Here is an 11,934-nt window from a genome sequence, read left to right as displayed (position 1 = left end):
AATGGATAACAAAGCACGGGAAAAAGCCTTTCAGGATCATATCATCGAGCAATTGGCCGCATCAGGTTGGTTGGTGGGCGAGTCGGTACACTATGACAAAGAGCGAGCCCTCTACCCCGAAGATTTGATCGCCTATGTGCAGGAGAGCCAGCCAGAGGGGTGGCAGAAATACTGCAAGACCTACGGTGAGGAGCCAGAGCGTCATCTGCTCAACGCCGTGGTTCGATCCCTTGAGAGCGATGAGCGGGGCACCTTGTGGTTACTCCGTCATCAGGTTGAGGACAGAGGGCACCGGCTGGCGGTGGCCACCTTCAAGCCTGACCATGATCTTAACCCTGAGCTGGTCGAGCGGTATGCCAAGAACCGACTGCGGGTGGTGCCAGAGCTGGTTTACAGCCCTCACGGCTATGATGGGCGACTCGATCTCACTCTGTTTCTCAACGGCATCCCGGTGGCAACGCTGGAGCTCAAGTCTTGCTTCAAACAGAGCCTGGAGAACGCCAAGCAGCAGTACCGCTTCGACCGCCCACTGGTGACGGCGGGCAAGCGTGAGCCGCTGCTGGCTTTCCGTCGCGGGGCGCTGGTGCACTTTGCCGTCAATCAGTTTGAGGTGGCGATGACCACGCGGCTGGCCGGAGCAGATACCTTCTTCTTGCCGTTCAACCGTGGCACCGCCAAGGGCGGGGCAGGGAACGATCAGCCTGAGACCGGCTATGCCAGCGAGTACCTATGGCAGGAGATTTTCGTGCCCGAGACCTTCCTCAATATTCTGGGTCGCTATCTGCATCTGCAGGTGAAGCACGAAGAGGACGCTCTGGGCCGCATCAAGAAAAAAGAGACGATGATCTTCCCCCGCTATCACCAGTGGAAGGTGGTGGAGACGCTGCTTGCAACGCTGAGCCAAGAAGGGAGCGGGCAGAAGTACCTGATCCAGCACTCGGCGGGCTCTGGCAAATCGAACTCTATCGCCTGGTTGACCCATCAGCTCGCGTCGCTGCGGCGTGACACCGATGCCGGAGAGAGTGAGAAGCTATTCAATTCCGTCATCGTCGTCACCGACCGTACCGTGCTCGATAGCCAGTTGCAGGAGACCATCGCTCAGTTCGATCACGCATCCGGGGTGATCTCCCGGATCAATCGGGAAGAGGGGGATGGCAGCAAATCTGCTCAGTTGGCCGAGGCACTGACCAGCGGCACTCCCATCATTATCGTCACCATTCAGACCTTCCCCCATGTGCTCAAGGCCATTCAGGAGAGTACCAGCCTGAAGGCCAGCCGCTTTGCGGTGGTGGCCGACGAGGCTCACTCCAGCCAGACCGGCAAGACTGCCCGTCAGCTGCGTGAGGTGTTGATGGCCGAGCAGTTGAATGATGAAGAAGAGCTCTCGGCCGAGGATGTGATGAACCTGACTTTGGCTGCCCGTGGCGGCAGTCAGAACATCAGCTACTTCGCCTTCACTGCTACTCCAAAGGCTAAGACGCTGGAGCTGTTCGGTCGCCCGCCCAAGCCCCATCTGCCCATTTCGGATGAGAACAAACCCGAGCCATTCCATGTCTACACCATGCGCCAGGCGATCGAGGAGGGGTTCATCCTTGACGTGTTGCGGAACTACACCAACTACCAGTTGGCGTTCAAGCTGGCGATGGATAGCGAAGCGGCTGATGCAGAAGTGGACAGCAAGAAGGCCAAGCGCAAGCTATCCCAGTGGGTCCGGCTGCACCCGCACAACATTGGCCAGAAAGTGCAGGTGATAGTCGAGCACTTCCGCCAGCATGTTGGCAAACTCTTGGGCGGACAAGCCAAGGCGATGGTGGTAACCAGCAGCCGGATGGAGGCGGTCCGCTACAAGCTGGCCTTCGACAAGTACGTTAAGGACCAGGGTTATCAAGCCATTCGGGCCATGGTGGCTTTCTCGGGCGACATAGAGGACGAGGGGCAGACGTGGAACGAGCGGAACATGAACCCGGAGCTGAAGGGCCGGGACATGCGTAAGGCGTTCGATACTGCTGACTATCAGGTGATGCTGGTGGCCAACAAGTTCCAGACTGGGTTCGATCAGCCCAAGCTGTGTGCCATGTATGTGGACAAACGCTTAACCGGGGTGGACTGCATCCAGACCCTCTCGCGGCTCAATCGCACCTATCCGGGCAAGGAGAGTACCTATGTACTCGACTTCGTGAACGACCCGCAGGATGTGCTGGAAGAGTTCCAGAAGTATTACGAAACCGCCACGCTGGACTCAGTGTCGGATCCCAACTTGATCTATGACCTGTTCCACAAGCTCAAGGGGGAGGGGATCTTTACCTGGCCCGAGGTGGTGGCCTTTACCGATGCCTACTTCGACCCCAAACGGGGTGCCGATGCCTTCTTGCGGCACGCCGTTCCGGCCAGAGATCGCTTCGCCAAGCGTTACCGGCTGGCCATCGATGCTATTCGGGAGTGTCGGACCCAGCTCAAATGGCTGATGGAACAGGGCGGTTCAGGTAGCGATCAGGTCAATGCCGAACGTCGCCTGAAGGAGGCTGGGGAAGCCCGTTCGGTGCTGGAGCTGTTCAAGAAGAACCTCAACGGCTATGTGCGGTTTTATGAGTTTGTCTCCCAGATCACCCCCTTCGACGATTATGACATGGAGCGGCTGTGTGTCTTTGCACGCCACCTGCTGCCTCTGCTGCGGGAAGAGGTGCTGGATGAAGAGCAAGTAGACCTTTCCTCGGTGATGCTGAGCCACTACCACCTCAAGGCCAAGCGGACCCAGGATCTGCAACTCAAAGAGAATGCTGCCGGTTATGGGCTGGAGGGCATCGCATCCCTCGGCAGTGCCAAGCCGAAAGAGGAGAAGAAGGATTTCCTCTCCGAGCTGCTGGCTCGGATGAACGATCTGTTTGGCCTGGAAGTGACTGATGGGGACAAGCTCGACTGGGTGCAGGGGATGGTGACCAAGCTGAGTGAAAACGGTCCCCTGATGGAACAGGTCCGCAATAACCCACGGGAATCGATTCTGCATGGCGATTTCCCGAATGCGGTGGATGAAGCCGTCATCGGGCGAATGGAAACCCAGCAGGGCATGTCGCTGACGTACCTCTCTCACCCCGATAAGGCCAAGGCTTTGCAGAATATGCTGCTGGACTTGCTGCTCGAGGGGTTGGCTGGCCATCAGTCATTACGGACACAGAGCCAGTAGGCGTTTGCTGGAGAGGCATGCCTGGGCTGACGTGCACCTTCAGCCTTTACAAGCAGGGGCAACGCCACCGAACAAAAGAAGTGGGAGCAGGTACGGGAAAGCCATCTGGGACAGGTTGAGTAGGTCTGCCGATCTGCTGAAATTTTGGCATTTTTAAGAACTTTTTCTACGAGATTTCATACAGAAAAAGTTCTATAAATAGCTGAAATTTCAGCAGATTGAACATCAGAAATGGCCCCTTTGCCTTTGATGGCGGGCAAAAGGGCCCGATCCAAAATCAGCAGATGTTAGCTTTGTGGATTCCGTAGAGGCCGCCATACATACTTGGATAGCTCCTTAGCATTTGCCGGGGGAAGTGTATGCAGATCATCTGCTTCGAAACCGAAAAGATTCATCATCTCTGACAGGGAGTGACAGAGGTACTCACCATCAGCTCGGCTGAAGGTGCCGTCATAGCGCTGGATGAAGTTCGGGGTGAAGCTCTCACCTGTTGTGCAGACTGGCAGTGTCTGTATCTTGAGATCATCTGACCCACCTTCTGTAATCTTGACGGCGTACCCGAGCAATGGGTAACGCTCAAGGGTCGCTTCTCCGTTGTCATTTGGTTCTACAATGATGTAACCGTACTCACTGGGCTGAGCGGGGATAAAATGAGTAGTTGCCACTGGTGTTCTCCTTCACACAAAACGAGACGATATTGCTAATAATTGGTCTCAAGTGGGTTTTAATCCCTCTTTTTTGACCGCGAGTGGAAACATATCGCGTCATGAAAGGGAAAACCGTGAAATCCGTCTAAAAATTTTTAAGAGGGCTCGTAGGTGAATGTGGGCCCCGAACTCCTTATACCAGCCCCGCTCGGATTCAATAACAACCAGGCCCCTTGGCATAAGTAACTCGTGTACCCAAACGACGCGAGGTTACTGTTATGACACATCACTACGATGATCATCCTGCACAGGACGATCACATCATCAATCAGGCATTGGCCATTCTGGAGAGCCGACAGCGGCATCTGGGCCACGCTTTCACTCAGCCCAAAGCGGCAGCAGACTTCCTTCGGCTCAAGATGGGGGAGTACGAGCGGGAAGTGTTCGCCGTCATGCTGCTCGATAATCAACACCGGTTGCTCGATTACCAGGAGCTGTTCTTCGGCACCATCAATGCGGGCACCATTCACCCCCGTGAGGTGGTCAAGGCGGCCCTCAACAGAAACGCCGCAGCGGTCATACTGGCCCACAACCACCCCTCCGGCATGGTCGACCCCTCGGATGCCGACAAGGCTGTTACCACTCGTCTCAAGGATCTGCTCGAGATGGTAGACGTGCGAGTGCTCGACCACTTTGTGGTGGGACAGCACGACATCGTTTCGTTTGCCGACAGGGGGCTGCTATGACCCCATCCAAACCGCTACAGGCCCTGTTCGCCAAGTTAATCGACCTCCACCCCGATGCCACTGCCCTGACCCTCAACTTCCGCAGTCCCGATTATTCCGCTGACACGGGCGGTTACCGTCCGGTCGAAATCCGTCTGGAAAAACGGGCTGGTAGCTGGGGGATGGCCTACGTCACCGAGTTCACTTACCTCGGTGGCGAGCTGGTCAAGGATCTCGATTTTGACTTCAACGCCGGGCTGGCCTCACAGCTCTGGTGTGGAGAGCGGCCGCTGGCCACCACCATGGACCTCTACCGGCTCTGGGAGAGGAACTTTCTCGACTATCACCGGATGGAGGTCTACCGCCTGAAGATAACCCCTGAGTAATCGCTATGAATGACTTCATGAAAACCTTGCTGCTGGACGCCTTGAAGGCAGCCCTGACGGCGTTCGCGTCTGTCATCGTCAACGCGATGATGGCTCGCTACATGCCGCCACACTTCTACAACATGAACGAAGAGGACTACCCATGAACAAAATGATCCTGACCTCGGTGACTCTGGTTGCCATTGCAGGGGGAACCCTGATGATCCGCCTCATCGCCCGTGACAAGGCTCATGCCGAGGAGCTGGCCAAGGTATTGCGGATGCCGGGCGGGGCGACGCGTCATTGAGATCCCTCGGTCGGCACCCTGCATGACCAATAGATAAAGCAGCCAGAGCTATCTGGCTGACAACCCTTGCGGGCCCTCCATCACGGAGCGGCCCGCTTTCATTTGTATCACTGGCACAGGTCAATAGACCAAGCCCGTGTGACGCGAGCGAAAGTGCCACTTTTTGCCGGTCATATGGGTTCCTTTCGACCTTCTGACCGGTCGCGTCAGTGTACCTTGCCCTATTGACCAGGAGGAGACCATGGCACTGGTGGGATATGCACGTGTCAGCACTGTGGGGCAGAGCCTGGATGCCCAGCTTCAGGCACTGGCCGAGTGCAGCAAGATATTTCAGGAGAAGGTGAGCGGGGCCAAGGATGATCGCCCGCAGCTCTCGTTGATGCTGGATTTTGTTCGTGAGGGAGACGTGGTGATGGTGACCAAGCTGGATCGCTTGGCTCGCAACACTCGCCACCTGTTGGAGATCTCGGAGTACCTGCACGCTAAACGGGTTGCTCTGAGGATTTTGAATCTGGGTATCGATACCTCGACACCGACCGGAAAACTGATGCTAACCATGATCGGTGCCATCGCCACGTTTGAGCGGGAGCTGATGCTGGAGCGACAGGCAGAAGGGATTGAGCTGGCTAGGCAGCGTGGGGTCTATAAGGGCCGCAAACCGACAGCCATGGCGAAGGGAGACGAGGTGCAAGCATTGGCAGCAAGGGGGCTCGCCAAGGCCGAAATCGCACGCAGGACGGGGATCAGTCTCTCCAGCGTGCAGCGTATCTTACGTGGTGGGGGATAAATTCAATGAAATCATGATTATAGAAAGAAAAAATATCATGAAATCGGTATCAATCACAAAAATCAATTCCCAGACTCTTTAGTATCCCGCTTTTGTATAGGCTATTGAGTCGCGTTGAGTCAATAGAGAACAAGGAGAAACTGATGACAGTTCGTTCGTTAATTAGTGTAGGGGTAAGTCTGGCTCTGGTAGCTTGTGGCGGCGGTGGAGGTGATGGTGGGTCTGATACCCAACCCGTCACCAAGACGGCTATTCAGGGCAAGGCCATCGACGGCTATGTGCAAGGGGCAACCGCCTATCTGGATTTGAACTTCAACCGCCAGTTGGATGAGGGGGAACCCAACGCGGTGACTTCTAACACCGGCGATTATCGGCTAGAACTCACCGAAGCTCAGGAGGAGTGTGCCCAATACGTACCCTTAGTGGTCGATGTTCCGGTGGGAGCGGTTGATTTGGATCTGGGGCCGGTCGAGCAGGCTTACCAGATGGTATTGCCGCCGAAGTTCACGCCTATCACGCAAGACGATTTCTATCATGTAACTCCACTGACCACGGTTTTGTGGAGTGCTGTCGAGAAAGAGCTGGCTGCGGGGGGATCTCTGACTTGCCAGAGTGTGATGGCCGATCAGCTAAAGCGTGAGCAGCTGATGAACTCGTTGAAACAATCGGTTGATCGGGTTGTGTCCCACTACAACATTCCTGAGCAGAAGCTGTTTGATGACTTCATCGCTACCGGTGATAGTGCGACAGCCACCAAGGCTCAAGAGATCGTCCGTGGTTTGCAGAAATCGTTCAGTGCCAGCGAAGAGTTAAAACGTGCTCATCCTGATGCGTTCTATGCCTATGTGGATTACCACCAAGGGGACTATAGAGACCACAATAATGCCTATCCGCAGGCTTGGTATCGTGATCAGGGGATCTATTGGGCCAACAAGAGCCGGACTGAGCTGGTCAAGGTCAGCGATGATTTCAGTGAAGACGTCAGAACCATCATCTATGGCGAAAAGACCAATGTTGCAGGCAAGGGATACAGCTACAGCAATAGCTACGAGTTTGAATCTCGTGGTGGTGATGATGCCCCCTACTCCTGTGACATTAAGGAAACCATTTCCACGACGGCAGATGGGAAGGAGTATGAGCTGGTGAACTTGGCCGGAGGTGAGGCAGGCATCTTTGCCGACTGCATCCCTGAGAGTTTGGCTGGAGCGATTACTGGCCGCTATGCGACGGTCGGTTACAAGGATGCCGAAGCTGACTATGGCAGCCAGTTTGTCTATTTCCTCGGTGGCTCTAACAGCTTCCCCTTCCTGAACGATTGGGTAGGGATGGCGGATGATCATGCAACCCGCAACATGAGCGAACTGGTCGCTGCCTTTGAGAAACTACCGTACCGCTATGATGACAAGACGCCGGAGCCGGATGCTGGTGCTTGGTTCAAGAAGCAGACCGTGACTGACAGCAACAAGGTCACCACCACTATCAGCTATGACAACCAAGGGCGTTACCGCAAGTTCACCGTCTTTGCTGATGGGACGCACAAAGAAGAGTGCGGCACTGATGGTATTGCGTGGGGATCATGTGGCAACTAATGATCCAAAAGGAGCCTGCGACCGGGCTCCTTTTTACTGACATCTGACACGATTATTTTTTACTTTCATCGCTACCTTTATCTTTATCCTCATCTAGGTGATGGCCCAAGGCACCACCGACACCACCGCCAATACTTCCTCCAATTACAGCGCCCGGAAGTCCCGCAAGTACGCTACCTAGTACAGCAAACAAACCTGCTCCAGCCCCGGCAAACTTCCCAACATTAGCATGGTCAGATGATCTTTTGGCCATATTGCACTCCCTAAATGCTTGATGTTTGACCGATGGTTAGTCTAGCAGGGTTTTGGCTAAGTCCAATTTGGGGTATGAGAAGATGATTAAATGCTCTTTCCGAATTGATTTATCTAGGGGCGGGCGGGTAGGATTACCCCCGTTTGTTACCAATTTAAGCATGTCCACTTGATGTGGATGACCGTACTTCCGGCGGGTTCTCGCTTGTTGAGGTTTCAGAACACTGTGATGGAAATCAGTTCCATCCCTAAGTGCCTGATTTATTTGGGCTCGCATTGATAACCCGTCGACCTGGTCAGGACCGGAAGGTAGCAGCCAAGGCGGGGGACTCGAGTGCCGGGATGTGGCTGGTAGGGCCACCACTTGTTTCTGCAATTCCCGTTTAAGATCAGTAACTTAGCTTGTTGAAGGCAAGCTGTTTGTGTATCACTGTCACACAAACTGGCACACAATCCTCATAGGAGGTGCCATGTACTTACTGAATAGAAACGGAATTTACTACTACCAACGAGTGACCATATGCAATGGTCGTCGTCAGACCTTCCGTAAATCCCTCAAAACAAGAGACAAGGCACAAGCCCAGCTCTTGGCACTTCAAATTCACTTCAATCATTCCAGCCCTGATGTGCAGCAAGCTGTATGCATCTCCGATGCTGCTTGCCGTGATGTCATGTCTAAACCCGTTGGGTTTGAAGCTGAAGCCTCAACGACACAACATCCCCCGCTAAACGGGCACGTTCACATCCCTACAAGCACCAGCAGCGAAGCTGTATGCCCCTTTGGGGTCGAGCCCCCCGCTGTACCTTCCGAAAACACATCACCAGACCAAGAAGAAAAGCTTTCCGGGCACGTCGAGTCATACATTGCTGAAAAGCAATTGTCATGGGCACCGAAAGAGACCAAGAACCAACAAAACTACATCAACACCTTTATTGAACACGTTGGTGATAAGGGTCTGTCTGAGTACACAAAGGCCGATGCTGTATCGTTCAAAACTTGGCTGTTGGGTTCTGGCAAGTCACCGACCACAATCAATAAATACATTCAGAAACTGAGTTTGTTGTTTAGTTGGCTATCAGATCACACTGAGCAAACAACGGACATATTCAAGGGGCTGAAGCTCAAGCGGGTCAAAGAGGTCAATGTTAGAACTGGCTACACAGATCCAGAGTTGAAACTGTTCGATTCGTGGGCCAAGGAGCAAGAGCCGTGGCGCATGTTCATTGCCATGATAGGGCGATACCATGGATTGCGTTCTAATGAAGCCTGCCAGCTCTACAGTGACGATATAGAGCAAGTTAATGGTGTCTGGTGCTTCAACATCAGAGCTACACGTGATGATCAGAGCCTCAAGACAGAGGCAAGCCAACGGCTTGTGCCCATACACAGCAAATTGTTGGCGGCTGGATTCCTGGACTTTGTAGCAAGTAGGAAAGGGGGTAGGTTGTTCAAGGAGCTGCCATATCGGAACAACTGCTATAGCCATCTGTTTGGGCAGTGGTTCAGTCGCAATCGTCCAGTTAACAAAGATTTCCATAGCCTTCGCCACACAGTAGCAAGCAAGCTAAAAGCTGCGGGCATTCCCTTGCAGTATGCGGCTGCCATTCTGGGCCACACAAACAAAGCTATCAGTTATGATCGCTATGGTGGTGATGTTCCATTAGACAAACTCAAAGAAGCCTTGGAGATTGCACTATGAACACAAAATTACTCTTATTGTTTATTGAGCCCATGATAAAGGGCTCGGCATCTTTGATGCTGTTGTTATCTCTCACACTATCATCATTTGTTTATGGTGCAGCCTATGACACATATCGCCTTGAGTCACAGGAGATAAAAGGAAAGAATCGTATTTGTTACTATGAAAACAGTAGAGGTGATGGGCACACAGTCACTTTGCCTAAAGCCAAACGATGCAAGAATTATATTAAATTGAATTAAATAATAGATAGAGGCGTTTTTAATTATATTAAATTCATTTGATTTGTAATTTTTAAACTCGTTGACACACAACACAATTATATATTAGTCTCTTGGAGTCCTTCGGGGCTCCCTGTTTCATGTTGAGCAGGGGGACATACACTATGAGGTGGTTATGTCTCTTCAGGATGTTGAAGTAGTAAAATCTTTTTTAGCAGAGAAATTCAAAGAGAATTTTGAATGGGTCAAAACAAACACTAGGGAAAGTTATTATGTATCTGCCAGCTATAAATTTTATCTTAGAACATCATTCATAGATAATACAGTTGTTTTTAAAGATGACATATTATCTAGACTGCAATCTGCATTTAAAAATATAGTAATTGAAAAAAATAAAAATTACTTGATGGAACGGAGCGTCAAGGGCTCATATGTTGTCATTCCTTACATTGAAATAGAAGTTTAGGGAGCATTATGCAACAAGTCACAGTCACAATACATTTTAATGGTGAAAAACCTAATAAGCTTATCATTGAACCTTATTGGTATATAGATAATACTGATATTTATGACAGCATTTTTGATGCAATGGGTTGGGTCAGGCCTAACCCATCTGTGATTTCACAGAGTCATAGAAACGCTAGCGTTCCAGGCACATTTGGGTCAACGGTTGATGCCTACCACAAGGCGATAAAGATACAAGCACCTGATGTATTAAAAATTGATCTCTATTTAGACAGCGATCAATCAAACAGAAAAGTAATATACACTTCATAATAATGATATCACAGTATTTTTTCGGCAGGGTTTGATTATATTAAATTCACATGGAAGGCAAATAATATGATTAAAAAGTTAGTTGTTTGTGTTTTTGGATTGGCGGCATTGTCAGTCAATGCGGACACAGTAGAATCTGCATTTAATCTCTGTGCTGCTTTGGATAGTACCGGGGTATTGAGCCAAGAGTGTGAAGTTGACGGTGGAGAAAGCACGGTAAAAGCTACGCTGGACATGTCTAGTTCTGAGGCCAGAAAATTGTGTGCAGGTACAGTCGAGCTAGCTAGGCAAAATGGAATGTATTTTAATGGCGAATGGAAACTGAAATTATATTCGCCTTACAGCAATGGAAACTCAATAGCTGTATGCAAACTAGACTAGCTGTAAAGGTTCATATGTAACGAGTTATGGCGATCTCTATGGTCGCCTATCTTCCAACACAAACAAAAAGGGCTGACTTTACCCCTTACAGTAAATAGGGTGTCCTAGAAACTGGGACAGTAGGTAACGCAGGCGTATGCGAGACTAGGTAACGCAGACGTATGCGTAGGTAGTGACGCACCCGTGTGCGTAGGGGTGACGCAGATATGTGCGTCGTAAAAGAATAGATATAATAAAAGAATAAAAGAAAAGATATTAAAAGAATAATAGGGCTCGCCCTTGTCTGTTGTCGCTTATGCTCAACATCCAATGTCGTCACCGCTTCGCTTGTGGTCGCCCTAAACACAGTCATGGAATGATAATGTAATGATTGTGTTATTTCTTGTTTTATATATTTATTTAGATAAGACAAATAACCACTAACAATACATTCGCTATCACTCATTCCTTGTTGTGGTTTATAAGAATAGATAACACAAATATTATGTTAGTGTGCCACTCACTCCATACTTGTGTTTAAGGAACACATGGAATGAAAATGTAATGGGTTTCTTATTGTTCTTATAATATACAGAAGAATATATAACAAACTCAATACGCTAACGCTTCATGAGTCTGTTATGCACTGTCAACACAAAAATATAATATGTTTGTTGTGTTATAAATTATATGTTGTGTTCAATATGGCAATGCCATTATATAAACGGTATGTGTTGTATGATACATGCATGACAACATGCTATATAACTTCATAGGACGCGCTCTAAGAGCTTCTATTGTGTTGGGTAGTGCTGCGGTAGCCAAAGAGGGCGAGCATTGAGATTAGAGCAATACAGCATGATTTATATTGATGATGGTGTGAAGCCTCAGATGCAAATTGTCATGGATAGCTTGCCATGTATTTTGTGGCATCATGAAATGTAAGAAAAAGCATTATATTTTTTCATGAAAGCTTGAATTTTTTAAATTTAAATGATAATATATGTATTATGAAGTGAAAAA

The 11,934-nt window shown here is 50.4% G+C and carries 13 protein-coding genes and 1 other RNA gene; 12 read left to right on the top strand and 2 right to left on the bottom strand.

All coding sequences use genetic code 11. The annotated features are described in order from the left end of the window. The first annotated feature begins 1 nt into the window (after position 1). Complete coding sequence (locus ACB034_RS07285) at positions 2-3,181, top strand: DEAD/DEAH box helicase family protein (RefSeq protein ID WP_335861623.1); 3,180 nt, start codon at positions 2-4, stop codon at positions 3,179-3,181. Between the two features lie 287 nt (positions 3,182-3,468). Here ACB034_RS07285 and ACB034_RS07280 read toward each other — a convergent pair whose 3' ends face one another. Further along, positions 3,469-3,846: a hypothetical protein gene (locus tag ACB034_RS07280; protein WP_219144165.1), complete on the bottom strand. Its 378-nt coding sequence runs from the start codon at positions 3,844-3,846 to the stop codon at positions 3,469-3,471. A 260-nt stretch (positions 3,847-4,106) separates the two neighbouring features. On the opposite strand from ACB034_RS07280, the gene radC reads away from it, so the two are divergent. The 6 genes from radC (at position 4,107) to ACB034_RS07250 (ending at position 7,601) form a co-directional block, all read left to right on the top strand. Beyond that, a complete protein-coding gene (gene radC / locus ACB034_RS07275; protein ID WP_219144166.1) occupies positions 4,107-4,574 on the top strand; it encodes a DNA repair protein RadC in 468 nt (155 codons plus the stop codon). Further along, positions 4,571-4,939 (top strand): DUF2787 family protein, encoded by a 369-nt coding sequence (locus ACB034_RS07270; RefSeq protein ID WP_005345165.1) that lies wholly within the window; start codon positions 4,571-4,573, stop codon positions 4,937-4,939. The genes radC and ACB034_RS07270 overlap by 4 nt, the downstream gene beginning before the upstream one ends. A 17-nt stretch (positions 4,940-4,956) precedes the next feature. Next, on the top strand, positions 4,957-5,085 hold the full coding sequence (locus ACB034_RS07265) for a hypothetical protein (protein ID WP_254902196.1): 129 nt from the start codon (positions 4,957-4,959) through the stop codon (positions 5,083-5,085). After that, complete coding sequence (locus ACB034_RS07260) at positions 5,082-5,225, top strand: hypothetical protein (protein ID WP_005345168.1); 144 nt, start codon at positions 5,082-5,084, stop codon at positions 5,223-5,225. The genes ACB034_RS07265 and ACB034_RS07260 overlap by 4 nt, the downstream gene beginning before the upstream one ends. 241 nt (positions 5,226-5,466) lie before the next feature. Continuing rightward, on the top strand, positions 5,467-6,012 hold the full coding sequence (locus ACB034_RS07255) for a recombinase family protein (RefSeq protein ID WP_236766823.1): 546 nt from the start codon (positions 5,467-5,469) through the stop codon (positions 6,010-6,012). 143 nt (positions 6,013-6,155) lie between these two features. Next, complete coding sequence (locus ACB034_RS07250) at positions 6,156-7,601, top strand: hypothetical protein (RefSeq protein WP_005345170.1); 1,446 nt, start codon at positions 6,156-6,158, stop codon at positions 7,599-7,601. Positions 7,602-7,653: 52 nt separating this feature from the next. Here the strand turns inward: ACB034_RS07250 and ACB034_RS07245 are convergent, their stop codons facing one another. Then, complete coding sequence (locus ACB034_RS07245) at positions 7,654-7,854, bottom strand: hypothetical protein (RefSeq protein ID WP_144406139.1); 201 nt, start codon at positions 7,852-7,854, stop codon at positions 7,654-7,656. Between the two features lie 262 nt (positions 7,855-8,116). On the opposite strand from ACB034_RS07245, the gene ffs reads away from it, so the two are divergent. The 5 genes from ffs (at position 8,117) to ACB034_RS07220 (ending at position 10,932) form a co-directional block, all read left to right on the top strand. Beyond that, positions 8,117-8,210: signal recognition particle sRNA small type (ffs, locus tag ACB034_RS07240), an RNA gene on the top strand. A 113-nt stretch (positions 8,211-8,323) separates the two neighbouring features. Next, a complete protein-coding gene (locus ACB034_RS07235; protein ID WP_371172485.1) occupies positions 8,324-9,553 on the top strand; it encodes a tyrosine-type recombinase/integrase in 1,230 nt (409 codons plus the stop codon). A gap of 396 nt (positions 9,554-9,949) precedes the next feature. Further along, the gene (locus tag ACB034_RS07230; RefSeq protein ID WP_371172484.1) at positions 9,950-10,240 is read left to right on the top strand and encodes a hypothetical protein; all 291 of its coding nucleotides are present in this window, start codon (positions 9,950-9,952) and stop codon (positions 10,238-10,240) included. Between the two features lie 8 nt (positions 10,241-10,248). Next, the gene (locus ACB034_RS07225) at positions 10,249-10,551 is read left to right on the top strand and encodes a hypothetical protein (RefSeq protein ID WP_200164757.1); all 303 of its coding nucleotides are present in this window, start codon (positions 10,249-10,251) and stop codon (positions 10,549-10,551) included. A 66-nt stretch (positions 10,552-10,617) separates the two neighbouring features. Continuing rightward, positions 10,618-10,932 (top strand): hypothetical protein, encoded by a 315-nt coding sequence (locus ACB034_RS07220; RefSeq protein ID WP_155395924.1) that lies wholly within the window; start codon positions 10,618-10,620, stop codon positions 10,930-10,932. Positions 10,933-11,934 lie beyond the last annotated feature (1,002 nt).

The sequence above is a fragment of the Aeromonas sp. S18(2024) genome (genome assembly GCF_041402525.1).
GTDB lineage: Bacteria > Pseudomonadota > Gammaproteobacteria > Enterobacterales > Aeromonadaceae > Aeromonas > Aeromonas enteropelogenes.
Note: the sequence above shows the minus strand (reverse complement) of the source record. Positions and strands in the feature narration are given on the sequence as shown.

Excerpts from the sequence above, each read along its gene's own strand:
- ACB034_RS07255 (WP_236766823.1), top strand. The coding sequence starts at position 5,467 with ATGGCACTGGTGGGATATGCACGTGTCAGCACTGTGGGGCAGAGCCTG.
- ACB034_RS07260 (WP_005345168.1), top strand. The coding sequence starts at position 5,082 with ATGAACAAAATGATCCTGACCTCGGTGACTCTGGTTGCCATTGCAGGG.
- ACB034_RS07220 (WP_155395924.1), top strand. The coding sequence starts at position 10,618 with ATGATTAAAAAGTTAGTTGTTTGTGTTTTTGGATTGGCGGCATTGTCA.
- ACB034_RS07250 (WP_005345170.1), top strand. The coding sequence starts at position 6,156 with ATGACAGTTCGTTCGTTAATTAGTGTAGGGGTAAGTCTGGCTCTGGTA.
- ACB034_RS07230 (WP_371172484.1), top strand. The coding sequence starts at position 9,950 with ATGTCTCTTCAGGATGTTGAAGTAGTAAAATCTTTTTTAGCAGAGAAA.
- ACB034_RS07235 (WP_371172485.1), top strand. The coding sequence starts at position 8,324 with ATGTACTTACTGAATAGAAACGGAATTTACTACTACCAACGAGTGACC.
- ACB034_RS07245 (WP_144406139.1), bottom strand. The coding sequence starts at position 7,854 with ATGGCCAAAAGATCATCTGACCATGCTAATGTTGGGAAGTTTGCCGGG.
- ACB034_RS07265 (WP_254902196.1), top strand. The coding sequence starts at position 4,957 with ATGAAAACCTTGCTGCTGGACGCCTTGAAGGCAGCCCTGACGGCGTTC.
- ACB034_RS07225 (WP_200164757.1), top strand. The coding sequence starts at position 10,249 with ATGCAACAAGTCACAGTCACAATACATTTTAATGGTGAAAAACCTAAT.
- ACB034_RS07270 (WP_005345165.1), top strand. The coding sequence starts at position 4,571 with ATGACCCCATCCAAACCGCTACAGGCCCTGTTCGCCAAGTTAATCGAC.
- radC (WP_219144166.1), top strand. The coding sequence starts at position 4,107 with ATGACACATCACTACGATGATCATCCTGCACAGGACGATCACATCATC.
- ACB034_RS07285 (WP_335861623.1), top strand. The coding sequence starts at position 2 with ATGGATAACAAAGCACGGGAAAAAGCCTTTCAGGATCATATCATCGAG.